Genomic DNA, 24,470 nt, shown 5'->3' on the forward strand with positions numbered 1-24,470 from the left:
ACCATGGCCCTGCCCCCGATCCTCAAGGACAAACTCAGACTGCCGGTGATCGGCTCGCCGCTCTTCATCATCTCGCATCCGGCGCTGACCCTGGCGCAATGCAAGGCGGGCGTCGTCGGCGCCTTCCCCGCGCTGAACGCCCGGCCGGAAAGCCAGCTCGACGAATGGCTGGCCGAGATCACCGAGGAACTCGCCCGCCACGACGCCGCACATCCGGAACGGCCGGCCGCACCCTTTGCCGTCAACCAGATCGTCCACATGTCGAACAAGCGGCTGGAGCACGACCTCTCGCTCTGCGTCAAATACAAGGTGCCGATCGTCATCTCCTCGCTCGGCGCCGTGCCCGAGGTCAACGCCGCCGTGCATTCCTATGGCGGCATCGTGCTGCACGACATTATCAACAACCGCCACGCCCACTCGGCGATCCGCAAGGGTGCGGACGGGCTGATCGCGGTGGCATCAGGCGCCGGCGGCCATGCCGGCACGCTGTCGCCCTTCGCACTCGTCCAGGAAATCCGCGAATGGTTCGACGGGCCGCTGCTGCTTGCCGGCGCAATCGCGACCGGCGGCGCCATCCTGGCCGCGGAAGCGATGGGCGCCGACATGGCCTATATCGGCTCGCCCTTCATCGCAACAGAGGAAGCGCGCGCCGCGCCCGCCTACAAGCAGGCGATCGTCGACGGCGCAGCCACCGACATCGTCTACTCCAACTATTTCACCGGCGTGCACGGAAACTATCTGAAGCCCTCGATCATCGCCGCCGGCATGGATCCCGACAACCTGCCCGTCGCCGATCCCTCGAAGATGGATTTCGAGCAGGCGACCGGCGGCGCCAAGGCCTGGAAGGACATATGGGGCAGCGGCCAGGGCATCGGCGCCATCAAGGCGGTGGAGCCGGTGGCAAATCTCGTCGACCGGCTGGAGGCCGAATACAAGGCCGCCCGCACGCGGCTCGCGCTCTGAAGGTCTTTCACAGCCTCTCTCTTTTTTACCAAAGGCATGACAGGGTGCTTGAAATCTTCAGACAATGCCTGTATCAGCGCCATGCAAATCGCAGGCCGCACGCTTCGGCCGCCAAATGCCGCTTTAGCTCAGTCGGTAGAGCACATCATTCGTAATGATGGGGTCACGTGTTCGAGTCACGTAAGCGGCACCAAAAACTTCAACAAAATTAATAAGATATCGTTTCAGGTGCGGAACGTTTCGCACCGCGCGCTGCCTAGGGGGAAAATCTGGGGGAAAATTGGCTTTCCGGTTTCCCCGGCCTTGTGTCATTCTTCCCCCATGCCCGTCTCCTCGAAAAGAACGCCGTCATCCGATCCGCATCGGTCCCTACGGGCGGTGACGATCCCGAACCCGTACTTCAGCCCGGCGCATGACGGTGAGGCGGGCAACCCCCGAACCATTCCGGCGATCGTCAACATCAGGGAAAGTGCCATTACGATGCTGGCCTCGCGCGGCCGGATCGACGCGGCTCAGCTCGCCGCCGCGACGAGGTTCCGCGCCTTGTGGGAAGCGATGTGCCGGAGCACACGGGCGGTCGATTACGGCCGGGAGCCGGTGGACGGCGGCACCCATGCGGACCCGATCGGTCACCGGCAGATGCATGCGGCCGAGCAGCTTCGTCGGATTCGACCTCTGCTCGGCGACAAAGGGTACCGGCTGGTGTCCCGGATATGTGGCGAGGGCTATTCCCTCGGTGAGATCGTCGGCCCAGGTGCCAGCAAGAGGGCCAAGCTAAAGGCCGCCCGCGACCTCCGCGAATTCCTCGATCTGCTCTGTGAATTCTGGAACCTCTCCACCCGGCGCTGATGCTCCGCCTTGCCTCCCACGGGGCCGCCAGCGCGCTTCGTCGATCCGGCCGGGGGATTATGCTCCGTACCGAACATCTCGCGTCGCCGGCGCCCAGGAGCCTTTCAGGTATCGGCGCGATGAGGGTGGCTTTACGGGGTGGCTCGCGACCCGCTTACCGCATATCCCCAAAACATCGGCCTATCGATCAATCGAGATTTTTAAAGGGATCCAGCATTGTTTCCCGTGACGGGAAACATTCAGCCGTTCGTGCTGGAACAGGTAGCCAAGGCCGACCCGGACATCCAGGCGATCATCGCGGAGCGCATCGAGGCCGGCGAAATCTTCCCCGCCGCCAAGGTAAGACATCCAAAGGGTCGCCACATCAAGAAGTTGATTTCACACAACCGCAGCGGAGCGGTATGTTTAGATAGGAAAGTGCCGAGGGCGTTTTAGGCCCGGCATCTGACCGCAGTACGCCTTCCTCGCAGATCGCATCCTAATTCAGCGATCGGATGTGAGAGGCGCAGGGCGACCTGCCCGGACCCTAATCGTCCGGTACTACGACTTATCATGCATCGAGAAGACAACGCGCGTTCCTGCAATCAGTGAGCAACTTCTTGGCGTTCTTTGAGGAGCTGCCTCCAAAGGAGGTGTGCTATGACACTCGTCTCATCAATCATATCCCTGATCACACTTGCGACTATCTCTCTCGGCACTCCAATTGGAGCCGACGCCCATCAAGCGGCTAGCGGCTGGACCTATCCGCTCGCGTGCTGCAAGGCTCACGATAATGGTGGAGATTGTGAAGCCATCCCCGCTGACGATATTCATCCGGGGCGACGTGGTTTTTCGGTCTTCCTGCACGTGGGAGACCACCACCTTGCGACAAAACCACACGTGTTCTTCATTCCATATGGCGACGAAATACCCTCCGGCGATGGCCAGTACCATATTTGCCTTCATCCGACGGAAAACTACGTCAACTGTTTCTTCGCGCCGCCCACCGGTGCCTAGCTGGCGACGCGGATGGCGGTTTTTGCCCGCTTGATAGGCGACGTCGAACGGCTTGCCGCCGGCAAGCACGGAGTCAGTGAGGGGTCTTGAATGGGTGAGGACCGTCCGGTCTTGTTGCAAGAGCTTCGCACTGAAAAGGGTGGAAATTTCTTCCGCCTTTTTCTTCCCGCGCCCGCCCTTCTCCGGCTCCGGGTACATCATGGCGACGGCCATGGCTCGCGCGCCCTTGGTCAGATGTGTGTAAGTACACAGCCGGGGAACTATGCAGCCGCTACCCTACCGATAGGTGGAAATGCAATGGTTGGTGATCTCCAACCAAAGGCGCCGCCCCACCTTCTCTTCGGAATGCTCCCACTCATGCTCGATCAGCGATATCGCCTGAGAGACCCGTTTTGAAGCCATGGGAAGATTACAAGCGCACATAAGCAACGGAAGATTCTTGAATCTCTCGTCTGTCTTGCCGAAGCGTTTCGTCAACTGCTTCATATCGCCGTCTACTGCGACGAGTATGGCCTCGTTTTCCAAGGCGGTCTGGCAGACCACGGGATCTTTCACACCCTCATCGAGGGCTTCCCGATGGTAGATGACCTCGTGGCCAGCGTCTAAAAGTACAGTTCCGACTGAATCCGGAACGCTTGCGTCAAGAAAAAACCGCAACCTGACGCCCTCGTATGATGATCAAGCAGCGGCTCCATGTCTAATCGCTGCGGCAATATCTTCGGGGGTAAGTGTCGGGTACTCTTTAATTATTTCCTCGACGGTGTAGCCAGCGTCAGCGAAAGCCTTCACTGAAGCGACAGGAATTCTTGTTCCCGCAACAACAGGTTTGCTGTTCGCTATGCCCCTCTTGCTCTCAATCCTACCGAACAAAGATTTGTCACGCTCCCGCATCTTCTCAACAGCGCGATTCATATCACCCGTAATAACTTTAAGCGGAATTTGCAGGACACCCTGACCGGACAAGACCTCTTCTTTTGCTTCGGTAATTGGATTGTCGAATATCACTCTACGATTAAGGACGTACAGTGTAGTTTTAGACCACAAATCCTCTCCCAGATGCTCGAGTTTGTCCTTAACAGCACGAAGATGGGGAAGCGGAACTTTTGCATCATTTCGAAGGGAGTTCAGTATCTTCAGAGAAAGAAGATCTCTGAAAGAGTAGAGCCGGCTGTAAGCTTGGCTTCTATCGTCATACGCGAGACTGGGGGCAAAAAAGCCGGTTTTGTCCCAGTGCTTGAGTTGGCGCACGGTAACACCCGTCAAGCGTTCAACCTGCTCCTCGGTGAACGCGGAAATAACAACTCTGGGCGTTTCCATTGCCATGCTTTGCCTCTCTCGCGATAAAGACATAGGCTGCTTTCGTTAAAATATCCATGTGGCAAATCGAGGGGGCTCACGAATTGTGGGCGCGCTTGCTTCGGGTCATTTAAGTCCAGTGGAGGGCTATGATGCTTTCTTCGGTACCCGACACTAGAAAGCCCCCGGATCGAGCGAGCGGGCATGTGGGGCCGAAACTCGGCACGTCCGGGATCGGCGTCGGCGCGTCCACCAATCCGAAGGAACCCTTTGCGGGCGGGCCGTTTGATAAAACCTTGTCGGCAGGACCCAGGGACACTGATTCGCTGATGTGAGGCGGACGCAAAATCGCCGCAATCGCGGAAGCACCCCCAGGGCCGCCCCGGTACATCGCCACGCTGCGTGGTGGCGATCAGAGCGGCGGTGGAGGCGCATATTCCGACCAACCGAAACGAGCTTTGAGCGCAAACCGGATCGCTCGCAAGGCCACGTCACCGTTGCCGCTGGCAAGGCGGAGCAGATGGCCGACACGAGCGGATTCCAGTTTTGCGGCGCCGACGTCCAACTTGCGGCGAAAGCGTCGCCTCAGGGTTCTAGGATCGAACTTCCGCGCGCATCGAACGAAACGACGCTCGACGCTATCATCGGGTCACCGGGTAACAACAACGTTTGAGGAGGGCGGGTTTGCTTCCGCATTTCGGTTGAGTAACGGACGTGTTCAGGCATAGTCAGGGCATGGTTGATCTCTCGTTTCCTTGGCCCATCGGCCCCGTCCCCATAGCCCTGACCGCCTGGGCGTCTTACGGGCTCTACCGTGCAGTAGTGACGCGGGACGGGCTGACCTTTGTGTCCGCAGTGTCAGTACTGGGGCTGGTGGGATTTCTGGCTGCTCTTACTGCCCACATCGTCAAACCCGCTTTCAACCTTTTTTGGTGATTATGCTCGCCCAGTTTCTCGGGACAGCTGCGTGCTTTCTGTTGGCCAAGTTACTCTGGTCGGTTAAGAAAACGAAACCGGAGCTGTCACTCAGGCGGCAAGCAAATGGAAAACTGCTCGAGGCCATGGCCATCGCGGCTGGCTTCCTGCTGGTTGTGGACGGCGCTTTCTATTTATTCCCCGACGCCGGCAAGTGTTACCATTTCAAAGATTACATGGCGGATAAGTGTGCCGCGCAGGAATTATTCATTGGAATTCACGACCTTCCAGTGGTGATTTATTTTTGTATTCTTTTGGGCGTTCCTGCGCTGGTCGCGCTGATTTTGTTCGTCTGGTTGATGATCAAGACAGCAGGTCTTCCAATGGCCGACGAATCGAATACGGAAGGCAGTGGCGGCGGGTAACACTATCTGTCGGAACCGCTGCTAATATCCTTGATCCTATTCCAAAAGGGGTAGTGGTGCGCGCACCACCAATGCGTTTCGACGGTTTTGCTCGGGGCAAAACCGAGGCCGCCCCACTTCGCGCAGCCGGCGACGCAACAATGGTGCTCCGCGATGACGTTCGCCCCCGGCGCCGTCGAATGTCCTTCAATGCTCATGATGCTCCCCCACATGAAACCCAAACTTCAGTTTTCCAGCCTTCGCTCCGCACTCTGTGCACTTTAAGCGCTGCTCAATCTCGCTGATCAGTGAGAATTGCAGGTGGCTCGGCAAGCTCTCCCTTGCGAATTCCCGCGCCGCGCCGCAGGCGGTGCATTCGGCCATGATGGCGACGTGTTCTGGCGTGACGTTTATATAACCCGGCGACCAGTCCTTGAACTCCTGAAACCGTCGGGCGCCTACCATTTCGGTCCCCTTTCAATCGTCATGGCCCGCGGCGCGCTCTTTGGCAGGTAGGCGATCGCCACGCGGCGGCTGCCGCAAACCGGGCAGCGCATGCGCTGCGAGAGCATGGCGAGCGGGAAGTCGCGCCCGCGAGTTGCCACGAGGGTGACCAGATCCAGCCGGTGCTTCCATTGGCATTCACGCACGCTCTTCAGCCCCTCTCGCTTTCCCCATGCGCATCTCGCGGTGACATCCCATCCTGCGTCCATTGCCTCGCCGATTGTTTCGGCCATGCGTTATCATCCCCTTTCGAGGTCCTTTCTGCCGCATTGTTGTTGAATGCTCCGCCCGAGCGATGTTGCTAATATGTTCTCGTCCGCAGGCGAGTCAATAATCAATCTTAGTCAATTGCTTTTTAAGGTGTGGCTGCTGAACTGCGGTCATGACAAAGCCGCCTCGCAAGCCTTCTCAGCCGCTGCTGGGTGACGCTGACGCACCGCTCCGCAGCCGGCCGCGTAAGAAGTGTGACCCGGCACAGCATCAGCTTACCCTCGACCCAATGGCGGCGCGCATTGATCCATGCCTGGCGCTGTTGAAGCCGCGCCCACCGAAAGGGCGGCAGTGGGCTTTCGAGGTGAAATGGGACGGTTACCGCTTGGCCGTTCATATCGAGCCGAAGGGTGTCCGGATCCTGACCAGCGGCGGTCATGACTGGACGGACCGTTTTCCTGCCATTGCGGCCGCGGCAAAACGCCTTCCTGTTTCAACAGCGATATTGGACGGCGAGGCCGTCGTGTTTGATGAGCTGGGGCGATCGGATTTCGGCAAGCTTCAGCAGTCGCTCGGCGGCCGCGGCGGAAAGCGGACATCGTGGGAATCGGTCTTGATGGTCTTCGATGTCCTCTATCTCGACGGCCACGACCTCACCGGGACAGAGCTCACCGCCCGGCGCCATCTCCTCGAGGGGGTAGTGCCGGCCGGCGGGGAGGAGGCTATACGTCTCTCCGAGGAGATCGAAGCGGATGGAGACACTCTCTTTCGCATCGCCTGCGAGCATGGGCTTGAGGGCATCATCGCCAAAGACCGGAACAGCACGTATCGCGGCGGGCGCGGCGGCGAATGGCAGAAGATCAAATGCATCCAGAGCGGCAGCTTCGCGATCGTCGGCTATCAGAGGTCCAGCTCGGCGTTCGGGAATATCCGCGCCCTGCTGCTTGCGGCGCGAAAGGAAGGCCAGCTGGTCTACGTCGGATCGGTCGGAACGGGCTTCAAGGCAGACCAGGCAATGCAGCTGCGTGCAACCATGGACACGATGAAGGTGTCAGCGCCAGCGGTGAGGTATACCGGCCATCGCAAAAACCTGATCTGGATTAAGCCGACACTCGTCGCGGAGATCGAATATCGAGCCTGGACGCATGACGGGAAGCTGCGGCACCCATCGTACAAGGGGCTGCGGGATCCAGCGGATAATGCCGCGGTTTATGAGTTAGAATAGTGCGGCAACTGCTACGATCCGCAACCGAAACTAAAGTCCGAGAAGAGCCAAGAAGCCTCACAAGACCGTCAGGCTAGGGGTGAACGACCACTCCTCGGCCATGAACTCGAGCGTTTCGTCGCGAAAATAATAGAGAAAATGTCGGGAGTTGGCGGTGTCTTCGTGGATTGTTTCCCACGGCACGGCATCGCGGATCGGGTCGTGGCCAACTAACTCATAGAACTCGCCCCATCGCGGAGCTATGCCACTGTAGCGACCATGGCCATCTACCTTATACCATTCATGATCGTTGGTGTTGTCCCAGCGCCACCGGCTGCAGCAAATGAAGCTTAGAGTGCCCCATGTCTCATCAAACTTCGGACCGGCCTTCGAAAATAGGTTCAAAGCGCTGAGAATACCTGACGGTTTTTCGTCTCGCACTGGCCTATGCGAGCGGAAACAGACGTTGACGTTGGAGCCCGCAACTGAAACTTCAGGCTGGGGGGCATTTGGCTCTGCAACCCAACCCTGGCCGAGCTGTAGTTCTACAAACTTAAGCATGGACGACGACTAGTTGAATTGCATGACGGTTTCCACCCAACGTGTCATCAAGCACCTATAGTTCACGGCAACGCGGCGGCGTGGCAATGAACTCGCAAGGTTCGACCTGTTCCGGAATTCCACGAACGCTAATGATTAACTACGTCGAAAAAAGCAACCATTGGCTCGCAATCAGCGCGAAGAGTGAGCCCTTTTATCGCACTATCGGAGACGGGGACGAAGCTTTGGGCGAAGTAGGACCAGTTGTACAACCGGTCCTTACCATCATTCCTGACCACGAGCACTGCGTGAAACGCGAATTGGTAGTCGGTGGAGCCACCGCCATTTGTAAACGGTGTCCGCATCCTCAAACCCGCCAATTCAGCGCGTTGGGTGACTGCCTTGTACTGCCCGAGATAATCCTTGGGCACCTGCACGCAATAGGGATGTGAACCGGCGACCGCGAGTGCACGCCACTCCACAATCTTGATGTTGAGGGCGGACCAAAGAAATAGGGCGGCAATAGGTCCAGCAACCGACGACGCCACCACCATGTGTAGCAGTTTGACCGCTCTCGGGCTATCGATCCAGCCTGGCGCGAGCGCAAGGATCGGCAGATCGACCAGCGCAGCCAGCAATAGAAACAACCAGATGGCGGGACTAATCTGGTCTGTCACCGATACCACTAGCCCAACAGCCAGACTCACCCCGAAGTGCACAGCGACGGCCCGCTTCATTAAACGTGAAGCCGGCTGATCCATAATAAGTGCACCGGCTGAAATCGCAAAAGCCACAAGCGGACCCGAAAACCATAACAAACTAATAAGGACAGGGGCGATGTGCCAACTGTCATACGCGATCGGGTGCACCGACCATAGAAAGATCCCTGCCATCAAAGAGCACCAGCCGCAGAGCAGGGTTAAGCGGAGTACCGGCAGTGGGCTCAAAGGTGTCAACACGTAGGATGCGGTCATGTTTCTTTTTGACTAAATTTATTGCGATTTCGAACGTCAGAAGGGGACGTCCCAGAATAAAATTCACTAATAACGGCCGGCAGTTAAAAAGAAGCCTAGCAGAGTTCGTTGGATCATGCGGTGCCGTCTACGTTACCATCTTCGTCCAGGTCGTGCACCGGCAGATGGGTATTCTTCTCCATCCACTCCCGGACGATGAACCGGACGGTATCGTTGCGCGTCTTGCCGAACTCGCCTGATAGATCCCGGAGAGCTTCTTCGATATCGTCCTCGAAGGCGATTGAGCCGGAGTTGCGCAACAGCAGGGCTGCGCGGCGGAGCATGATCTGCAGGTCCGCGCGAGACATGTCCGCGATTTGATCGGCGGCATCCTCGAGGAGGGTGGCTATGTCGGGCAACTTCATCACCTTAACCTTAGAAGTGCGAACGCCAGCGAGGTATGTAACAACTCGGCGGCAGCGAAAGGCTAGGAGAAATCTCGCAGCGCGAGAGTCGGAAATAGCCCTCTGCCTCCATGCAGTAGCTGGTATAGAAGCCAGATTCGTCAGAGGCTATTCGATGTTCAATCCGCTTGACCTCGCAAGCGTACCACTGGTTCGTCTTGCTGTCGTCTTCCCAGCGAGAAACCACAATCAGAACTAGGCCGGTTATCACGGATACGCCCAGCAATATTTTGACCAAACTGCCCAGCGCCTTGAGCATCATCGCTACCTTGCATTGTTATCTGACGGTCAGCCGATAAACCGATAGGCCGTAGTAGTCGCCCTTTAATTTGCCGACACCGCATTCGTAGTCTCCCCGCTTCAAGCCCGCGTCTGAAGCGTCAAAGGCCAAGACGTTCACCGCGGCTCGGCACTCATCGACGCTTTTAAGGCCGGGTCTACTCTTGAACAAAGATAAGTTTGATCGATCGGGATAATAGAACGCATCAACGGTTTCCCACGGTGCCGCGCCGTCTTTATAGAGTTTATTTGCAATGAATTTCCCAGGGTCGCCAAGCCAGAACCATAGTCCGATCCCAGCACAGAAGATTAACGGTAGGGCGCCGCTATTATCGCTCATTGCCATCCTCCTGGCCGGGACATAGCGCTTCGATTTCCGCACAAGCTTCCATCCGCCGCCCGGTCGTAATAGGAATAGCAATTGCCAGGATAGCGCCTATACGGCGTGTAACCACCGCCGCCGCAGTTGCCATTTGCGCATATCGCCGCCGCCGTCCCGACCAGCGCGAGCCCTACCATCACCGCTGCCGCTTGCCTTTGCTGGAGGACCATCTGCTGGCATTCGGGGATACTCATTCCGCGTCGGTTCAGTTCCGCAACAAGCTGGACCTGAAATTGCGGGTCTTGAGTTTCGAATACGGTCTTGCAGAGCGCAGCTTTGCTGACTGCGGACGGTTTCTTGTTGAACTCAGCCGGCGTCGTCGTGCAGGCCGCCAACGCAAACGACATTGCCACGGCGCCGAAGCGTCGAGCTAGCAGATACATTTTCACGGATAACCCCTCAGTTGCCCAAGGAGAACATCGCAGAATTCCGCTCCACGTCAAATTGCATCTTAATATATCGTTAACGCAGCTTTAGGATGTGGGGCGCTCGCTTCGAAACCACCTGCATGCGATTTAAAGCGCCGGTGTTTTCCCCTCCATCCATGTGGGATTTCCTGCCTTCAGTCGGGTGGTCGTGGCGCAAATTGCGACCATCCGAAGCGTGACTGCAACGCGAACCGGATTGCCTTCAACGCGACGGCGCCTCTACCCCCGGCGATGCAGAATTAGATGCGCCGCGACCGCTGCAGCACGCGCACGGCGCGTAGGCTACGGCGATCAACAAGATATTCATCCTCGCCGTAGCGTTTCGGCATTTTCATCAGGATTGCTTCGGGCGGGGCAAATGTTTCTAGAAGCACCGACCCGTCTTCATACATGCGGGAGGTACCTTCTGCAAATCTCTCGGCGACAGACCGGTTTGCTGACCATGACAAGCCGTAGCAGCGCCGCCGCCGGTTATCTGCGCCTTCGCCGCGATAGAGCAACACCGCCGGACCGCGATAGGAAGGCAGAAGCACCCGATATGCGTCGACAAGAATGCGATCACCTAACTCCTGCCGGAGATGATCACCGTCGTGGTAATGAAGCTCGCGAAAGTATTTTTTTGTACTCCACGGCACGTGGGGCAATCGAGCGGCGGCACGCAAGCAGGCCGGGCCAAGGCCGAAAACAAGATCGAATTGGCACACGATATCGGAAAGCGCTTTGATGTCTCCGGCTTGCGCCGCCATGACGAAGGTGCGGACACTTTCGCGGACTATGCGACTTTCGGCAGCATGGCGTTCACGCAAATCACTTATCGTCATTTGACCCCTCCCGCATATAGCCGGAGCATTGAACGTCAGAACTCAAAGAATTGTTAACGGGGCGGCGGGGCGTAGCGCGACCAGCCGAATCGGCTTCGAAGCAAGAAGACGATCGCCCGGAGCGCCACATCGTCAGTACCGGCGGCAAGGCGGAGCAGATGGCCGACAAGCTTGGCCTCGACCTTCGCGGCGCCGATGTCTAACTGCCTGCGATAGGCCCTCCGCAATGTCTTTTCGGAGATATCGAGAACCCGGGAGATTTCCGCCTGCGGCACGCCCTCAGAAGCAAGCACCTGGACGAGATGACGGCCGGTTATATTGGGGATGTGCGGGGGGCGTCCGGGCGGGCGGTTCAGGTTTTCCATCACAGGCGGGAAAAATCTCCGTGGACCGTGTTTTCGCAGGCGAAAAAAAATCTGCGGATGAGGGGGGCGCGGGTCTTGTGGCCGGCGGTCATCTTCGCATCGGACCTCCCCCCTTCTGCACGCCTGCGTGTCACTGGAGCGTCGCGCTCGGTGCGTCACGTTCAGCGAAATACTGCAAGAGCGCATGCAGGAGGAGGTCGCGCTCACGCTTATCCGGTGCGCGGCCGAAGTGGCAGGTAAAGGCGATAGCGGCGTTCAAGGCGGTGACGGCTATCTCTTCCCGCTGCTGATGGTTGGTCATCGCCGTCACCTCCCTGATGCCTTCGGCCGGGCGGATTTCGCCGCCAACTGCCAGATGCTCGGATCGCTGCCGGGTACGACGCCTTCCGGCGTATCCGCGAGCGCGATCCACATTGCGCCATCTGAAGTGACGACCGAGCCTTTCCTGTATGGCAAAGCCCGCTGCCAGATGCCGGCGTAGCGGACGCCGCCAGCTTCAAGCTCTGAGATGCGGGCGGAGAGCGCCTTTAGCTTCGCGGCTGTGGCGGCTGTGGTGGCCGCGACGAGCGCGTGAACCATTCGCCTGCTCAATGGCCGTTGAAGCTGCTCTTCCGTGAAGTTGGAGTCGAGGCCGGTTTTGATCTCCTCGGCGCGCGCCGCGATAAGGGCTAGCTGCTCGTCTTCGTCCTTGCCTGTCATTGGCCGCTGATGACCTCCGCGATCTCGGCGCCCGTCAGACACCGGCGTTCATCAAGAATAAGCGCAAGCTTTTCGATCTGTTGACGATGATCGAGCACGAACTGCCGCGCGGCGGCAGAGAGTGCGCGGTTCATCTCTTCAGGTGGGTCGGCCCACGAAGCGAGGAAAAGCGCATGCCGGAGCAGTAACAGATCTGACTGCGACAGATCGGTTTCCGGCGCCGCAGCTTGGCCGGCTAAAGCCACAATCCCGTATGCCGCAGCCACCGCACCATGGTGGTGTCCGCGCTCCAGAAATTCCCCAGGCGGCAAAAGAACTACCTCGCCCGCGTCAATCGACACATGGCGAACGTCGATCCCATTCCCAAGTGCCGCTAGAACATGGGCGGCTTCGTGTAACGCAGTTTGGCTTACCATCTATGCCGCCTATTCGAATGCCGAGAGCTGTCACTGTAGCAAATCGCCTTGAGGCGGGGCGTTATGCGTCACCGGCCAGCCCCTGGCACAGCACCCGCACCATGTCATTAAGCCCCCGCTCGACAGCTTGGTCGTCATCTGCGTCCTGCGGATCGAGGAAATTCAGAGCCTCCAACACGACGGAAAGTGCAACATCGTCGACCACAAGCCGGACTACACGGAGGCCGGATTTTCGGCGTTCCCGGTAACGGCGCTGGCGCTCTTTGGAGGAGGCACCCATCGATCACCAAGCCCACCCGCAAAGGGCTTCCAGGTCCGGCTCCACCACATTCTCCGAGCGCTCGCCTTGAGCGAGCACCCGGTCAAGCTTCGCCTCGATCTTGCCGAGCCGCTCAGCCATGCGCTTTTGCTCCGCGATTTAGCTGGTCGATCAGGCTGAGCGTATCCGTCATGCGTCGAATTCCTCTCCCCGCTCTGAAGAACGATAATGGTGACGGCTCTGGCGCGACATGTAATCGTCGACCGCGTCGGCTGCCGTGCGTGTCATTCTTTCGTCTTTGTCGGCGAACAGCGCCCGATCGACGGGAGCGCCTGCCGCCTTTGCGGCTGCCTCCGCCCTCTCGACCGCCCGCCGGGCGCGCCACTTGGCGACGGCCTCCGGATCGCCGGCCGGCGCCGGCAGGGCGCGGGGCTTGTCGTCCTCAGCCCAGAGGTAGCGGCGCTTTTCTTCGGCGGCCCGCCTCTCTCTTTCGCGAAACGGTTCCATCACGCGGTCGATTTCGCGTCGCAATTCGCTCGGCGACGGCAGGAAGCCATGGCTAAGTGCACCCTGGTTTATCCGGCGTTCGGCCTCGAATAAGCCCCACTGGCTGACGTTTTCAAGCGCCATCAAGTAGGCGCGCCTAACGAGCGTAAAGTCGTTTGGCGCTCGGCTGGGATACGCCGCGAACAAGCAGGCAAGCACGGCAAGTTTTTCGGCCTCAGTGGCCGGGCGGCTTACGTCCGGTTGGGCCGCTGGTACGTTCGTTTGCGTCATTGGCCAATCCTCCCGTGCGAGCCTTTCTGATGGGCTTGGCGCGCCGCTTCTTTGAATTGATTAGCAAGTGGCTGTTGTTGGCCCGTGCCCTTTCGATTTGCGTCGGCGGCATCCTTCCGCGCCCATATTCTCCAGGTTGCCTCCCAATCGAGTTTGCGGCCTCCGGCACCGGGTCTATTTTTCCAGTAGTCGACGAAGTTGAGCGCGCTTCGCCTCGCCCCTTCGGTCGTCATACCCTCCGCCAGGGCAATGGAGATGTCCGGGCTGAAGTTTTCGGGGATGCGGGTGCCGCGGCGGTCGGGGGCGAGTTCGCGCTTGCGCAACCCCCTCCCAGTTCTTTCCAGTTCCCTTTCCGGTTCTTCTTTATAAGGGGGTGCACGACGTGCCGGTTTAGGGGTGCACGACGTGCCGGTTAGACTGGCGCTGGTGCCGGTTAAATTCAGTTCCGGGGCATCGTTATCCGGCACCGCCTGCCGGTTAAAATCGCACGAAAGGTGATAGCTATTTCCCGCCTTGCCTCCGCCTTCGACCCGGATGAGACCGGCCTGCTTTAGCTTGGTCAGGGCCTTGCGGACCGCGCGTTCAGAAAAGTCGGTCTCTTCGCAGATCGTCGCAACCTTCGGGTTGCATTGCCCGGTCTTGGAATTGTGGTGCTCGGCAAGAGCGACCAAAACATTCTTGGCGACCGGGTCACCCAGACGCTGACTGCGTGCCCATCGGACGGCGCCGTAGCTCATGACGCGTCCCCCTTACCGTCGAGGGCCAGGCTAAGCGCATCCTCCCATGGAATCGACGGATCACGCTCGAATTCGCAGCGGATGCGCTCGGCAAGATCGTCAGGAAGGTCGACCATAGCGGCTTGTTCCCGTGCGCGGCATTCCAGATCGCCGATCTCCTGTTTAATTCGTTGCAGGCCGAGGATATGCCGTGCCCGCTGTTCGATGATCTCTACCGATGGGATGACTTTCTGCACGCCGTGTTCGAGGAGCCCGGCTTCAAGCCACTCAATGAACTGGTCCGACGACATCGCGTTCAACTCGACGCGCCGGCCGCCGGCGAGGAACAGCAGTTCGTTATGAGGTGCACCGTAGCGGCGAAGGCCCTTCATCACCTTGTGGTGGTTGCCCTCGATCTCCTGGCGCTCCGCCTGCAGCTGCATCTCTTCGGCCTGTTCAAGCCTCAGGCCCAGGCGCCGAATGTCCGGAGTGTTGGTGAATGTGTAGCGCGTGCTGTCCGATCCCAGCGTGCCGAAGATCCTGATTCCGGCGATGTCGAGATCGTGCGCGACCAGGATCGGAAGGCGTTGTGCGGAAAGCCGGTCGACCAGCGCCCTGGCGGCTACAACCGACATACCCTTTGTCGACATGACCGCGATGTCAAAGCGCTCCGCGATTCGTGTTGCCCGCAACAGCGGCTCGAAGCCTTCCTTTTCAAGGAACAGCACCGCGCCGTAGCGGTCGCCGGGACCGGCAGTCTGGTGCAGGCCGCCGGCGGTCGAGATCAGCGCGCCGGTGTCTTGCCGCCGTTGGCGCTGGAGATATTGACGGACGTGCAATGTGCCGAGCGGTATCGAATGATCAGTATGCGGCTCGACCAGATGGCCGCGCGCATCGTAGACCACATCCCAATGCGCCGAAGTTTCCGGGTTTTCCTCCATGAAGGCCGGCAACAGCGTTTGGGTGAAATAGATATCGTTCAGTTTGCTATGGCCGGTCATCTCCAGTATCGCCGGTCGCGCCGCGTACATGATCTGCCGTGCGTTTGCGGGCAGCGTGCCGCCTGCGCTGGCTCTCAGATAGGCTTCCGCCATCGCCTGATAGGCAGCGTCCTTGATCGTGTATCCCCGCCTGATCGGCCTGTGCGACTTGCGCAATGCCGACCCAATGGCAGCGGCGAGGTATCCCCGGAACGGCGTCAGGTCAGGCGTTTTGCCATCGCTGATCAGCGCAATGGCCGGTGTCGTAATGGCAATGGTCAGATGATAGGAACCCTTCGGAACCTGCCCCAGTTCGCAGAAAAGGCCGCAGCCCTGGAAATAGGAATCTCCGCCTGAATAAAGCGATAGTTCGGCGACGGTCGGGGTCCGATTGACGATCAGGGTGATGTCGTCCGCACCGTTGCGGCCCTTCTGTCTAGCCCAGACCTGGACGATCACAGGAACCGCGCCACCGATCACTGCTAACCCTTTTTCGATCCTGTAGGCACCGCCGAAGGAATCCTCGGGGACCGGCAAGAGCTTCGGTGGCGGCGGAGCAAGACGATTCAACACGTCGAGCGAGAGTTCGGATGCGGGCGCTTCAGGGTCGATGTAACGCTCGGACGCGCCCGATTGACCTCGCTCAACCTCATCTTCGGGAGCGTTACACAACTCGACGCCGAACAAATTTGCGAGGTCTTGCGCCGTGCCGCGCGCTGCTTCGATCAGTTCCTTGAACGCCGGGGCCGAATACCAACCCGGATGTGTCCGCATCGGCATTGCAGCCGGTCCCGCGAGTTGGATCGCCTGATTGCCCCAGGCGGTCGCCTGCGGATCAATCGGCAGTGCGTCGCCGAACCGGATCGTGATCCTGGTCCCGGCGGCGATATCGCTGTCGTCCGTTGCGGTGACGATGGTTTCGCCAGTGCTGCGGTCGAAGTCGAGTTCCTGGCGGACCTTGCGGCTCTCGACGATAATCTTGCCGCCCGAGGCGAATGCGGCACCAGTCGCGACGCGCAGTCCGTTGCCAACCATGCCTCGGGTTGGGCGCCGGATTAGCTTAGTCGACATCATAGGCCGCGTGACGGAAAAGAGCTCGACCACCTTCTCGGGCGCGATCCCAGGACCATTGTCCGAGATAACGAACGTGTTGGTGTCGACTTCGACCAGGGTCACCGTCGCCGCGGCGTCGAGGGCGTTGTCGACCAGTTCCTTGATCGCCATCCGGCGCAGGTGAGCCTTGGGCGCCCCAGCCTTCTGAGATAAGCGATCCGGGTGCAGGAATAGGCTGGCATCCGTTCTGACGAACTCAATCGCCGCCGCCTGCTTCTTCCCTGCACGATGTCGGCGCACACGCTCGCGGGTTTTCTCGCGCTGTGTGACGCTTCGCTCCGCTGGCCTGTGGAAAGGCGATTGCGACATAACGGTTCCTCTCTTGCTCGGAACCGCCGTGGTCTGGCGCGTTGAACTCGATGTGATTAATTTTCGGGCACTTTCCGATGCCTATTCCAGTCGAGCCCTTCCTGCGTCCGATGCGGCGGGGGCTCATTCCGTAACGATTTCGGTGTTGGTCTTGCGAGGCGGCGGTGCATGCTTCGGCGCGTTTTCCCTCGCCAGCCGGTACTGCTCCTTAGCCCGGCGGTCGGCTTCATCGAGCTCCGCAAGGTCGAAATAATTCCGATTGCCGAATAGAGCCGGTTCCGGAAGGCGTCCGGCCCGAATCCAACGCCAGACCGTCATGTCCGAAATGCCAGCATATCGCTGCTTTAGCTGTGACTGGGTAATGTATTCCTTACGGTCCATGGACGCGCGTCCTCCGTCACGACACAAAACACTGTGTACCAGAGTACGGCAGTCGAGCAATTATGCAAACGCGAATTTGTCTGCTAAGTGTTTGAACACGCAAGGTTTTCTTGCCATTTAAGACAATTCATCTGCAACCTCTTCTTTCATCGTAACTTGCTAATGCACTCGTTCTCTCAAGGAAAACAACGCGATCATTCGCCGCTCTCCCGCAAGCTAACCTTGCCAAATGAAATAACGTTAGAGACGGGTCCGGCGGAAATAATTTTTTTGATGTGACGTTCCCAACGGAATAGCGCTTCCCGCTTTTCCGTTTCGTAGCGGGCATGATTGTAGTGGGCGGCAACGCCGACGCGGGCGTGGTTGAGGATCGCCTCCACCGTATGCGGCGCTACGCCAAGATCGCCCAACCGCGTGGCAAGCGTGCGTCTCAGGTCATGCAACGTAAAGGGCTCCAACTTCACTTCATCGGGATCGTTACCACTTTCTTCGGCTTCGCTCCGGACTATTTTCATCATGGCTTCATCAAGCCGCCGTTTGCCGCGCGAATAGCCCGAAATGCTAGTGTCGCCATTGGTCGATAAAATAAAATCGCTCTGGCCAAGGACCTTAGGCAAGCTAGTCAAAATCGAGACCGCCGTCGGCGCCAATGCAACCACTTGCTCGTTTCCGTTCTTCGCCCTTCCGCCTGGAATCGTCCAGCCCGGCTCCTTGCCGGTTAAATCGAATTCCGGCCAGCTAGCGGCCGCAACCTCCTCGCGGCGCTGGCCAGTCAAGATGAGCAGTTGCACCATTGGGCCGAACGGCCACCCGATGGCCTCGGCACCTTTCCAGACCCACCGCAGTTCAGAATCGGAAAGCACGCGCTTGCGCTTGACTACTGGGGCGGGAACAGGAACGCCGACGCAGGGTGATGCGTCCAGCCAGCCGGTGCCGACCGCCCAACTGAAGAACTTGCGCGTGAGCGCTAGCAGGCGTACCGCCGCCTGAGGCCGGCCGCTTTCAACAACGTCGTCCAGCATGGTGACGATATCGCGCCGGCGGATAGCAGCAACGTGCTTCCCCTTCCAACGTGGTATCAGTTCCTTGTCGATGTAGCGCTGTTGCGCCTGTGCCGTGCTGTCGCGGTTCTTGCGCTTGACGTGCCGCTTCACAAATTGGGCGAGCACGTTCTCAATCAGATTGTCGTCGGAGAGCAGTTCTTTCTTCTCGGCGCGCGGATCGCGGCCCTCGTCATAGGCGCGCATAATTCGGCCGGCCTCTTTGCGGGCATCGGCGAGCTTCCAGGCGCCGACGCTCCCGATAGTGAATTTCGGTTTGCCCTTGTAGCGAACGGCCCAGCTCTTCCCGCCACCCGGAAGAGGCTGGATGATTAAATAAAAGCCCTTCAAACTGGGATCGGGTATCTCCTGCCGCTTGTCGGTTGCTGCGACGGCCTCGACCCATTTTGCCGTAAATGCGCTCTTCGCCTTTGTCATTCTCCACCCCTCAAATTTTTCCCCGGAACATCCGGGGGAATGCTGGGGGAAAATTATAGAGGCGATTGCCAATGTTAGCTAATGTTAAATTCTTATATGTTAACCCTCTGTAATTTAACTGTTATTCTCGATTATTTGCTAAGACTAGGTTAGACGATGTTAGGCTAATTTTTGGGCTGACACGTTATTCGTAATGATGGGGTCACGTGTTCGAGTCACGTAAGCGGCACCAAAAACCTCTATGCCTAGCAAATCGCTGACGGTCATGCCGCCGGCTGCACCAAATGCGACCGCGCCGATGACCAAACCCGGCACCCTGAACAGCACCGATTTCTTCTGCGGATTGCGATAAACCGGACGCATGCCCCATCTCCGCCATTTCGCGCGAAAGATCGTACCTGCGTTGGCGCGCGGCGAACATCTGTCCAAAAGGAGTATCTCGCACTGCCAAGCACGGCTATGTGCATTCTGGCACGGGGGACTTTAGCGGGAATCGCCTGAAATGCTCCTCATGCGCGCTAAGAGAGGAAAATTGTTCGGGCACGCTTGGTCGATCCGCAAGGACCGCAGGATCGCCGCGACCCCCATCGTCACCTATCCACGGATGACGGGCAGCGGACAGGGGGCCTCAGAGTGGCGGCGAAACATTGTCGATGTTTTGCGCCATGTCGTAAGTGGAAACCGCCCCAACCTGCTCCTCGGTAAACGAAAGCACGTAACTGAAGGGTGTAAAGAGCCAATGATCTGAGTGTGCGCTCTTGTACGCTGCCACGCCCCCAAAATGAACACTGGCTAGACCTCCCGCATTGGGCCTGTACATCACGGGGTAGGTACCTGATTCGGTATAAGTCTCGCCTGGGAAGATCGTATAGCCAAATGAAGCATGCGAAGGGTTGTCGAAATTTTTCTGTGCATCCATGATTTGCTGCACAGCCGCGGAAGTTGGCTGGTCGCGCGTAAGGTGACACATCGCCCTTGTTGCTGGCCTATTGCCGAGGTTCGCCATGGTAGTCTTTAGAAGAATCGACCGTATTCCGTCGCCGTCATCAACAGTCGTCCCCTCGACTGTCATTGACACCTTTATCCACGGTCGCTGATCACCTGCAATTGCGGCGAGTTCATCCCGCTGTATCGCGATCTGCTCTTTCAGCAGGGCTTCATTTTGTGCGGCCGCGCTTCGCGTCGCAGTCACCGTCCACTTTGCGGCCAACAGCGCCATGAATCCTGCAATGGCGGTGGCCACGGCCGATGCGCCTCCAGCGAGCGCGCTCCATTCACTTGTACCCCACGCCATTACCAGTCCTCAATTTTCAAATGTATCGTCAAAGCCTAGAGACATTAGATATTCTTACACGGAATGAATGCAGAGTTTGTCTCGGCAGAGCCGAGCCAAAAATGTTCGATGCCGGTCGAAGCTGAGTGAGGTCTAATGCAGTTCTCATTTCGGCGTTATTACATGAAAGCCATTAGCGCGGAAGGTAGGGCCTCGGCCCCCCCGTCGGCGAATGGCGGCCCTAGCTCCGCAAGAACAGGTTCATCCGCTAAGCGCGAATGTGGGTGCCCGCGACGCCACATCATCGATGCCCGCGGCGATACGGAGCAATTGCAGAAGCGCGGCTTGACGCTTAGCAGCGCCTCGATCCAACTCGGGCCGGTAGCGCCTCGCCGTGTCTTCTCGGAGGCGTCGAGAACGCTGCAGATTTGCGCCTGCTGGATGCCCTGAGAGGCGAGCATCTGGACGAGACGGCTGTCCGTTTGCGATGAGGCGCCGCCGGCGTGCTTTTCGGGTGCTTCATGCATAGACGGAATAACTGCCATCGACGAGATAAATGGCTGATAATTTTACCCGAAGCATATTCACGCCGGCAGCTGTGCCAACTGAATGAAGAGAGTGAACGCCAGGCGCCGCTCGCTGCAAGCCTCCGTTATGGCATGTCACTCACGCCAGTGCCCGCCCACCGATGGAGTGCCGCGGCATACTGGCGCATCTGCTGGAGGTGCGGTCGAGCGGCAGGCAGTTGCAGATCGGTCGTCCGGCTCTAGGTCGCCACCTGCCTCTGTTGCGTCAGGCGCCTGCCAACCGACTGACCGGGCAGCTCGATGAACTTGTAGCCTAGGAAGGACAGGACATAGACGGCGGGGATGGTGACGATCAGCGTCGCCAGCCAACGGGCGGGATTGCTGAGATCGGTATTGCCGATCAGCCAGGCGATCACGGGCTGCATGATGAGCAGGTGAATGAGATAGGCCCCGAAGGAAAGTTCCCCGAGATTTCGAAAGAAGCTGTTGCCGAGCACCGAATTGACCGAGCGCGAATAATGGCCGGCGGAACCCGGGAAACGATCGGCGTGCACCAGGACAAAGAACAGCGCGACGATCCCTACGCGTACGCTTTCGTGCAGCACGGTCACGTCGCCGCCGAGAGGGATGAGGACCAGCAGAGCCGAGATCGCAAAGGCGAGGTAAGCTCTACCCTGCGACATCCATAATGCACCCGCGAGCAGCATGCCGGCGGCGAAGATGTGCATTTTCATCGGTAGAAACGACGGCATCGGGAAGCGGAAACCCAGGTGATGGACCACCCAGGCGGCAGTGACGGCCAAGCCGACGGTGACGAGCATGCCCTTCAGCCAGCCCAGCCGCCCGAGAACGATCATGATGAAGGGCAAAGCCGCATAGAACTGCATTTCCAGGCCGATGCTCCAATCGGGAAGCGCCGTGCGGAAGGCATGGGCCGGGGACAAGCCGAACAGGAAGGAAAGATGCATCAGGTAGTTGGTCAGGCTATCGTCCAGATAGCGGGATGCCGCTTGCGGCGGATTGCCGTTGAACGCGTCAATGACCATCCTTGCCTGATAGATCTCGGACCCGGCGATGAGAGCAATTACCAGCATGACGTAATAGAGCGGTGCGATGCGGAAGAAGCGACGAGCCCAGAAGACCGCCCACGTTTGCGGGCTCTCCCATGGCTCTCTGGCCTTGCGTCGCTGATAGTGGAACACCATCAGGAAGCCCGAGAGCATGATGAACAGGTCGACCCCCAGCTCGGGATCTCCGATAATCGGCACCTTGAAGCCCGTCAGGATGTGCGCATGGCCGATCAGCACCCAAAGCGCTGCCAAACCCCGCAAACCATCCAGACATTCGATGCGTCTGCCGCCTTTCATCGCGTCCATGAGATACCTCTATCCATTCGTATCCGCGGGCAGGGTTAGCATCTTCGACGGCAACCGGATAGTGTTGAGCGGATTTTAGTGGGCTGCGACACAACTCGCGCGGGTACACAGTCGATCAAGGTCGGGGTGTCAGACGGCCAGCTTCGTCCCTTCGAGTGCGGAATATCGGGAAGGAACATGCCGCTCCCGAGCAGGTTTCTCTCTTGAGACAACAAGGATGGAGAAGACCATGTCCTGCAAACTCATCGCAATATCCTTCCTTTCCATCGCTCTTGCCGGCTCGGCTCTCGCCCAGACAGCCGGCGGGGCGAATTCCAGCGGGCGGCTTTCGGTGGCGCCCATTATCGGCGGCTCGGGCAATACAGGCACGGGTTCGACTAGCACCGGCTCCGCCGGTACGGGGTCGACCAGCAGCGGTTCCGTCGGCACCGATTCCGGTACAACCGGCAGCACCAGCGGCAATGGCGGCGTCGATCTCAACAGTGGCCGCAGCACGATCAATCCGGGCGGCCTCAATCCGGATCTCCAGCAGACACCGGGCTGCACCGACGGCAGCGGTTCGATGAGCGAGGCATGCCAACAGTGAGAATGGCGAGCGCCAGCCTGCCGACAGAATGAGTGCCCGGCCGTGATGGCGCCGGGCCTTCATTTCAACAGTCGTCGCTGACGTCGCGCAAATTGGCGGCGGCCTAAGAGAATTGCTTTACCGGCCGGCATTCCGGTCGTACAAGAACAGCATCCCTCCGCACATGGCGATCGCCACACTCAGCCAGCCTGCCGATATCTCCGGCGTCCGCGGAGCACCCGAAGAGGACCGCCATGTCGAATGCAGCGCATCGCTCGAACCGCGTGCTTGTCGTCGCGACCATCATGGTGGCGACATTCATGGTCGCCATCGAGGCGACGATCGTGGCGACGGCGATGCCGCGCATCGTCGGCCAGCTCGGCGGCTTTTCCTATTACAGCTGGGTGTTTTCGGCCTTCCTGCTGGCGCAGTCGACGACCACGGTCATCTACGGCAAGCTTTCCGATATTTTCGGACGCAAGCCGGTGCTGATCGGCGGCATCCTCATCTTCCTCGCCGGCTCTTTGCTCTGCGGCTTTGCCTGGTCGATGATGTCGCTGGTGCTGTTCCGGCTGCTGCAGGGGCTCGGCGCCGGCGCGATCCAGCCGGTGACGATGACCATCATCGGCGATCTCTTCAAGCTCGAGGAACGCGGCCGAGTGCAGGGCGCGATGGCGACCGTCTGGGCGACATCGGCCGTCGTCGGGCCGCTTGCCGGCGGCATCATCGTCGACAATATTTCCTGGGCCTGGATCTTCTGGATCAACCTGCCGATCGGCATCGTCTCGATCATCGCCTTCATGATTTTCCTGAAGGAGGACGTCGCGCATAAACAAGCAAAGATCGATTACCTCGGATCGGTGCTGTTCTCGATCTCGATCGTCGCCCTGTTGGTGATGCTGACGGAAACCGATGCGAGCGCCTGGATCCTGCTGTCGCTCTTCGCCGTCTTCGTCGTCTCGGGGCTCTTCTTCCTCGCCCAGGAGAGGCGGGCGCCGGAGCCGATCATTTCGATCGCGCTCTGGAGCCGCCGGCTGATCGCGACCGGCAATGCCGCCACCCTGCTGGCCGGCATGGCGCTGATCGGGCTTTCCACCATCCTGCCGATCTACGTGCAGGGCGTGCTCGGCCGCACGCCCATCGTCGCCGGTTTCACGCTGACCATGCTCATCGTCGGCTGGCCCTTAGCGGTGATGCTCTCCAGCCGCTTTTACCGCGCCTTCGGCATTCGCCGGACCCTGCGCGTCGGCAGCCTGATGTTTCCGTTCGGCGCCTGCTTCCTGCTGTTCCTGACGCCCGAAAGCTCGCCTGCTCTGGCCGGCGCCGGCTCGTTCTTCATGGGCTTTGGCATGGGCCTGATCAGCCTGACGAGCATCGTGCTGGTGCAGGACAGCGTCGAATGGTCGATGCGCGGCAGCGCCACGGCCTCGATCATCTTCGCCCGCAGCCTCGGCAATACGCTCGGCGCCACCGTGCTCGGCGCCATTCTCAATGCCGGCATCAGCCATTATGCGAGCGGCGAAACCGCGGCCGCCCTTCATAAAGCGCTGAACCAGCCGACCGGGCTCTCGGCGCTCGCCGCCGATCCGGCGATCCGCAGCATCTTCGACGCGGCCCTGCACTGGAGCTTCTGGGGCGTGGTCGTCGTCGCGGTGCTGACCTTCTTCACCACCTGGCTGATCCCCGTCGGCCACCGCCAGACACGCGAAGAGCCGGCGGTGGCAAGCGAGGCGGCCTCGCATTGATAACTCTCTGCATGGGAGCGCCTGGCAGTTTGTTGACAAGGTCTTCTCCGTCATCACCGGAGATCGGTGAACACAGCCCCTCATCCGCCTGCCGGCACCTTCTCCCCGTAAACGGGGCGAAGGGGATATGCCGCAACCTCTCCGTTTCTACCACCTCTCGCGGGGGCACGTCCCCTCGCCCCGCGAGCGGCAGGGCTGTCCGGGGAAAGTTCTGGGTGAATCGAAATGCCGCAGGCGCATGCCCCGTCAGACGGAGGTTTTCCGTCTATTTTCTGGTTGTCGA

Annotated in this window: 31 protein-coding genes and 1 tRNA gene; 8 read left to right on the forward strand and 24 right to left on the reverse strand. The window is 59.3% G+C overall.

The genetic code is table 11. The features are described from left to right. The first annotated feature begins 3 nt into the window (after positions 1-3). The 4 genes from GGD53_RS24635 (at position 4) to GGD53_RS24650 (ending at position 2,247) form a co-directional block, all read left to right on the forward strand. Complete coding sequence (locus GGD53_RS24635; RefSeq protein WP_184459371.1) at positions 4-963, forward strand: NAD(P)H-dependent flavin oxidoreductase; 960 nt, start codon at positions 4-6, stop codon at positions 961-963. 117 nt (positions 964-1,080) lie between these two features. Then, positions 1,081-1,156, forward strand: a tRNA-Thr gene (locus GGD53_RS24640). A 128-nt stretch (positions 1,157-1,284) separates the two neighbouring features. Then, entirely contained in the window at positions 1,285-1,812 is a 528-nt protein-coding gene (locus tag GGD53_RS24645) for a hypothetical protein (protein WP_184459372.1), read from the forward strand. A gap of 216 nt (positions 1,813-2,028) precedes the next feature. Continuing rightward, on the forward strand, positions 2,029-2,247 hold the full coding sequence (locus GGD53_RS24650; protein WP_184459373.1) for a hypothetical protein: 219 nt from the start codon (positions 2,029-2,031) through the stop codon (positions 2,245-2,247). 219 nt (positions 2,248-2,466) lie between these two features. Here the strand turns inward: GGD53_RS24650 and GGD53_RS32320 are convergent, their stop codons facing one another. The 3 genes from GGD53_RS32320 to GGD53_RS24665 form a co-directional block, all read right to left on the reverse strand. Then, positions 2,467-3,021 (reverse strand): hypothetical protein, encoded by a 555-nt coding sequence (locus GGD53_RS32320; protein WP_184459374.1) that lies wholly within the window; start codon positions 3,019-3,021, stop codon positions 2,467-2,469. 63 nt (positions 3,022-3,084) lie between these two features. After that, positions 3,085-3,465: a DUF5615 family PIN-like protein gene (locus GGD53_RS24660; RefSeq protein ID WP_184459375.1), complete on the reverse strand. Its 381-nt coding sequence runs from the start codon at positions 3,463-3,465 to the stop codon at positions 3,085-3,087. A gap of 21 nt (positions 3,466-3,486) precedes the next feature. Next, positions 3,487-4,131, reverse strand: coding sequence for a DUF433 domain-containing protein (locus GGD53_RS24665; protein ID WP_210303332.1), 645 nt, complete (start codon positions 4,129-4,131; stop codon positions 3,487-3,489). A 911-nt stretch (positions 4,132-5,042) separates the two neighbouring features. Between GGD53_RS24665 and GGD53_RS31975 the strand changes: the two genes are divergently transcribed. Continuing rightward, complete coding sequence (locus tag GGD53_RS31975) at positions 5,043-5,444, forward strand: hypothetical protein (RefSeq protein ID WP_246717875.1); 402 nt, start codon at positions 5,043-5,045, stop codon at positions 5,442-5,444. A 186-nt stretch (positions 5,445-5,630) separates the two neighbouring features. On the opposite strand, the gene GGD53_RS24675 is transcribed toward GGD53_RS31975, so the two are convergent. Next, positions 5,631-5,888, reverse strand: coding sequence for a hypothetical protein (locus GGD53_RS24675; protein ID WP_184459376.1), 258 nt, complete (start codon positions 5,886-5,888; stop codon positions 5,631-5,633). Further along, entirely contained in the window at positions 5,882-6,160 is a 279-nt protein-coding gene (locus tag GGD53_RS24680; RefSeq protein ID WP_184459377.1) for a hypothetical protein, read from the reverse strand. Before GGD53_RS24680 ends, GGD53_RS24675 begins: the two co-directional genes overlap by 7 nt. Positions 6,161-6,309: 149 nt before the next feature. Here GGD53_RS24680 and ligD point away from each other — a divergent pair, with 149 nt between their 5' ends. Further along, a complete protein-coding gene (ligD, locus tag GGD53_RS24685) occupies positions 6,310-7,362 on the forward strand; it encodes a non-homologous end-joining DNA ligase (protein ID WP_184459378.1) in 1,053 nt (350 codons plus the stop codon). A gap of 57 nt (positions 7,363-7,419) precedes the next feature. Here the strand turns inward: ligD and GGD53_RS24690 are convergent, their stop codons facing one another. The 19 genes from GGD53_RS24690 to GGD53_RS24780 form a co-directional block, all read right to left on the reverse strand. Then, on the reverse strand, positions 7,420-7,902 hold the full coding sequence (locus tag GGD53_RS24690; protein ID WP_184459379.1) for a hypothetical protein: 483 nt from the start codon (positions 7,900-7,902) through the stop codon (positions 7,420-7,422). 128 nt (positions 7,903-8,030) lie between these two features. Further along, a complete protein-coding gene (locus tag GGD53_RS24695) occupies positions 8,031-8,855 on the reverse strand; it encodes a hypothetical protein (protein ID WP_184459380.1) in 825 nt (274 codons plus the stop codon). 113 nt (positions 8,856-8,968) lie between these two features. Further along, complete coding sequence (locus GGD53_RS24700; RefSeq protein ID WP_184459381.1) at positions 8,969-9,259, reverse strand: CopG family transcriptional regulator; 291 nt, start codon at positions 9,257-9,259, stop codon at positions 8,969-8,971. Between the two features lie 316 nt (positions 9,260-9,575). Next, complete coding sequence (locus GGD53_RS24705) at positions 9,576-9,917, reverse strand: hypothetical protein (protein WP_184459382.1); 342 nt, start codon at positions 9,915-9,917, stop codon at positions 9,576-9,578. Then, the gene (locus tag GGD53_RS24710; RefSeq protein WP_184459402.1) at positions 9,914-10,342 is read right to left on the reverse strand and encodes a hypothetical protein; all 429 of its coding nucleotides are present in this window, start codon (positions 10,340-10,342) and stop codon (positions 9,914-9,916) included. The genes GGD53_RS24705 and GGD53_RS24710 overlap by 4 nt, the downstream gene beginning before the upstream one ends. A 284-nt stretch (positions 10,343-10,626) precedes the next feature. Continuing rightward, entirely contained in the window at positions 10,627-11,208 is a 582-nt protein-coding gene (locus GGD53_RS24715) for a hypothetical protein (RefSeq protein WP_184459383.1), read from the reverse strand. 53 nt (positions 11,209-11,261) lie between these two features. Continuing rightward, positions 11,262-11,573, reverse strand: coding sequence for an RNA polymerase subunit sigma-70 (locus GGD53_RS24720; RefSeq protein WP_184459403.1), 312 nt, complete (start codon positions 11,571-11,573; stop codon positions 11,262-11,264). Between the two features lie 130 nt (positions 11,574-11,703). Beyond that, positions 11,704-11,874 carry a hypothetical protein gene (locus GGD53_RS24725; protein ID WP_171049163.1) on the reverse strand — a complete coding sequence of 57 codons (171 nt, stop codon included), beginning with the start codon at positions 11,872-11,874 and terminating at the stop codon, positions 11,704-11,706. 5 nt (positions 11,875-11,879) lie between these two features. Further along, positions 11,880-12,272, reverse strand: coding sequence for a transposase (locus GGD53_RS24730; protein WP_184459384.1), 393 nt, complete (start codon positions 12,270-12,272; stop codon positions 11,880-11,882). Beyond that, positions 12,269-12,688, reverse strand: coding sequence for a hypothetical protein (locus GGD53_RS24735; RefSeq protein ID WP_184459385.1), 420 nt, complete (start codon positions 12,686-12,688; stop codon positions 12,269-12,271). The genes GGD53_RS24730 and GGD53_RS24735 overlap by 4 nt, the downstream gene beginning before the upstream one ends. Before the next feature lie 61 nt (positions 12,689-12,749). Continuing rightward, a complete protein-coding gene (locus tag GGD53_RS24740; RefSeq protein WP_184459386.1) occupies positions 12,750-12,968 on the reverse strand; it encodes a hypothetical protein in 219 nt (72 codons plus the stop codon). A 168-nt stretch (positions 12,969-13,136) separates the two neighbouring features. After that, the gene (locus GGD53_RS24745; protein WP_246717877.1) at positions 13,137-13,577 is read right to left on the reverse strand and encodes a hypothetical protein; all 441 of its coding nucleotides are present in this window, start codon (positions 13,575-13,577) and stop codon (positions 13,137-13,139) included. 143 nt (positions 13,578-13,720) lie between these two features. Then, positions 13,721-14,461 (reverse strand): helix-turn-helix domain-containing protein, encoded by a 741-nt coding sequence (locus GGD53_RS24750; protein ID WP_184459388.1) that lies wholly within the window; start codon positions 14,459-14,461, stop codon positions 13,721-13,723. After that, positions 14,458-16,842 (reverse strand): ATP-binding protein, encoded by a 2,385-nt coding sequence (locus tag GGD53_RS24755; RefSeq protein ID WP_184459389.1) that lies wholly within the window; start codon positions 16,840-16,842, stop codon positions 14,458-14,460. Before GGD53_RS24755 ends, GGD53_RS24750 begins: the two co-directional genes overlap by 4 nt. 123 nt (positions 16,843-16,965) lie before the next feature. Beyond that, on the reverse strand, positions 16,966-17,223 hold the full coding sequence (locus tag GGD53_RS24760) for a helix-turn-helix transcriptional regulator (protein ID WP_184459390.1): 258 nt from the start codon (positions 17,221-17,223) through the stop codon (positions 16,966-16,968). A 194-nt stretch (positions 17,224-17,417) separates the two neighbouring features. Then, complete coding sequence (locus tag GGD53_RS24765; RefSeq protein ID WP_184459391.1) at positions 17,418-18,701, reverse strand: tyrosine-type recombinase/integrase; 1,284 nt, start codon at positions 18,699-18,701, stop codon at positions 17,418-17,420. 159 nt (positions 18,702-18,860) lie between these two features. Beyond that, positions 18,861-19,064 carry a hypothetical protein gene (locus GGD53_RS31985; protein ID WP_246717878.1) on the reverse strand — a complete coding sequence of 68 codons (204 nt, stop codon included), beginning with the start codon at positions 19,062-19,064 and terminating at the stop codon, positions 18,861-18,863. A 265-nt stretch (positions 19,065-19,329) separates the two neighbouring features. Next, positions 19,330-19,944 (reverse strand): hypothetical protein, encoded by a 615-nt coding sequence (locus GGD53_RS24775; RefSeq protein ID WP_184459392.1) that lies wholly within the window; start codon positions 19,942-19,944, stop codon positions 19,330-19,332. Positions 19,945-20,740: 796 nt separating this feature from the next. Beyond that, positions 20,741-21,877, reverse strand: coding sequence for an acyltransferase family protein (locus GGD53_RS24780; protein ID WP_184459393.1), 1,137 nt, complete (start codon positions 21,875-21,877; stop codon positions 20,741-20,743). 229 nt (positions 21,878-22,106) lie between these two features. On the opposite strand from GGD53_RS24780, the gene GGD53_RS24785 reads away from it, so the two are divergent. Both GGD53_RS24785 and GGD53_RS24790 read left to right on the forward strand, forming a co-directional pair. After that, complete coding sequence (locus GGD53_RS24785) at positions 22,107-22,463, forward strand: hypothetical protein (RefSeq protein ID WP_184459394.1); 357 nt, start codon at positions 22,107-22,109, stop codon at positions 22,461-22,463. Positions 22,464-22,696: 233 nt separating this feature from the next. Then, positions 22,697-24,187: an MDR family MFS transporter gene (locus GGD53_RS24790; RefSeq protein WP_184459395.1), complete on the forward strand. Its 1,491-nt coding sequence runs from the start codon at positions 22,697-22,699 to the stop codon at positions 24,185-24,187. Positions 24,188-24,470: the final 283 nt, after the last annotated feature.

The organism is Rhizobium aethiopicum, assembly GCF_014197535.1.
GTDB lineage: Bacteria > Pseudomonadota > Alphaproteobacteria > Rhizobiales > Rhizobiaceae > Rhizobium > Rhizobium aethiopicum_A.

Excerpts from the sequence above, each read along its gene's own strand:
- GGD53_RS24675 (WP_184459376.1), bottom strand. The coding sequence starts at position 5,888 with ATGGTAGGCGCCCGACGGTTTCAGGAGTTCAAGGACTGGTCGCCGGGT.
- GGD53_RS31975 (WP_246717875.1), top strand. The coding sequence starts at position 5,043 with ATGCTCGCCCAGTTTCTCGGGACAGCTGCGTGCTTTCTGTTGGCCAAG.
- GGD53_RS24690 (WP_184459379.1), bottom strand. The coding sequence starts at position 7,902 with ATGCTTAAGTTTGTAGAACTACAGCTCGGCCAGGGTTGGGTTGCAGAG.
- GGD53_RS32320 (WP_184459374.1), bottom strand. The coding sequence starts at position 3,021 with ATGGCCGTCGCCATGATGTACCCGGAGCCGGAGAAGGGCGGGCGCGGG.
- GGD53_RS24710 (WP_184459402.1), bottom strand. The coding sequence starts at position 10,342 with ATGTATCTGCTAGCTCGACGCTTCGGCGCCGTGGCAATGTCGTTTGCG.
- GGD53_RS31985 (WP_246717878.1), bottom strand. The coding sequence starts at position 19,064 with ATGCGTCCGGTTTATCGCAATCCGCAGAAGAAATCGGTGCTGTTCAGG.
- GGD53_RS24790 (WP_184459395.1), top strand. The coding sequence starts at position 22,697 with ATGTCGAATGCAGCGCATCGCTCGAACCGCGTGCTTGTCGTCGCGACC.
- GGD53_RS24725 (WP_171049163.1), bottom strand. The coding sequence starts at position 11,874 with ATGACCAACCATCAGCAGCGGGAAGAGATAGCCGTCACCGCCTTGAAC.
- GGD53_RS24695 (WP_184459380.1), bottom strand. The coding sequence starts at position 8,855 with ATGACCGCATCCTACGTGTTGACACCTTTGAGCCCACTGCCGGTACTC.
- GGD53_RS24760 (WP_184459390.1), bottom strand. The coding sequence starts at position 17,223 with ATGGACCGTAAGGAATACATTACCCAGTCACAGCTAAAGCAGCGATAT.
- GGD53_RS24750 (WP_184459388.1), bottom strand. The coding sequence starts at position 14,461 with ATGAGCTACGGCGCCGTCCGATGGGCACGCAGTCAGCGTCTGGGTGAC.
- GGD53_RS24715 (WP_184459383.1), bottom strand. The coding sequence starts at position 11,208 with ATGACGATAAGTGATTTGCGTGAACGCCATGCTGCCGAAAGTCGCATA.
- GGD53_RS24755 (WP_184459389.1), bottom strand. The coding sequence starts at position 16,842 with ATGTCGCAATCGCCTTTCCACAGGCCAGCGGAGCGAAGCGTCACACAG.
- GGD53_RS24705 (WP_184459382.1), bottom strand. The coding sequence starts at position 9,917 with ATGAGCGATAATAGCGGCGCCCTACCGTTAATCTTCTGTGCTGGGATC.
- GGD53_RS24765 (WP_184459391.1), bottom strand. The coding sequence starts at position 18,701 with ATGACAAAGGCGAAGAGCGCATTTACGGCAAAATGGGTCGAGGCCGTC.
- GGD53_RS24745 (WP_246717877.1), bottom strand. The coding sequence starts at position 13,577 with ATGGCGCTTGAAAACGTCAGCCAGTGGGGCTTATTCGAGGCCGAACGC.
- GGD53_RS24720 (WP_184459403.1), bottom strand. The coding sequence starts at position 11,573 with ATGGAAAACCTGAACCGCCCGCCCGGACGCCCCCCGCACATCCCCAAT.
- GGD53_RS24680 (WP_184459377.1), bottom strand. The coding sequence starts at position 6,160 with ATGGCCGAAACAATCGGCGAGGCAATGGACGCAGGATGGGATGTCACC.
- GGD53_RS24780 (WP_184459393.1), bottom strand. The coding sequence starts at position 21,877 with ATGGACGCGATGAAAGGCGGCAGACGCATCGAATGTCTGGATGGTTTG.
- GGD53_RS24635 (WP_184459371.1), top strand. The coding sequence starts at position 4 with ATGGCCCTGCCCCCGATCCTCAAGGACAAACTCAGACTGCCGGTGATC.
- GGD53_RS24700 (WP_184459381.1), bottom strand. The coding sequence starts at position 9,259 with ATGAAGTTGCCCGACATAGCCACCCTCCTCGAGGATGCCGCCGATCAA.
- GGD53_RS24740 (WP_184459386.1), bottom strand. The coding sequence starts at position 12,968 with ATGGGTGCCTCCTCCAAAGAGCGCCAGCGCCGTTACCGGGAACGCCGA.
- GGD53_RS24645 (WP_184459372.1), top strand. The coding sequence starts at position 1,285 with ATGCCCGTCTCCTCGAAAAGAACGCCGTCATCCGATCCGCATCGGTCC.
- GGD53_RS24730 (WP_184459384.1), bottom strand. The coding sequence starts at position 12,272 with ATGACAGGCAAGGACGAAGACGAGCAGCTAGCCCTTATCGCGGCGCGC.
- GGD53_RS24735 (WP_184459385.1), bottom strand. The coding sequence starts at position 12,688 with ATGGTAAGCCAAACTGCGTTACACGAAGCCGCCCATGTTCTAGCGGCA.
- GGD53_RS24665 (WP_210303332.1), bottom strand. The coding sequence starts at position 4,131 with ATGGCAATGGAAACGCCCAGAGTTGTTATTTCCGCGTTCACCGAGGAG.
- GGD53_RS24785 (WP_184459394.1), top strand. The coding sequence starts at position 22,107 with ATGTCCTGCAAACTCATCGCAATATCCTTCCTTTCCATCGCTCTTGCC.
- ligD (WP_184459378.1), top strand. The coding sequence starts at position 6,310 with ATGACAAAGCCGCCTCGCAAGCCTTCTCAGCCGCTGCTGGGTGACGCT.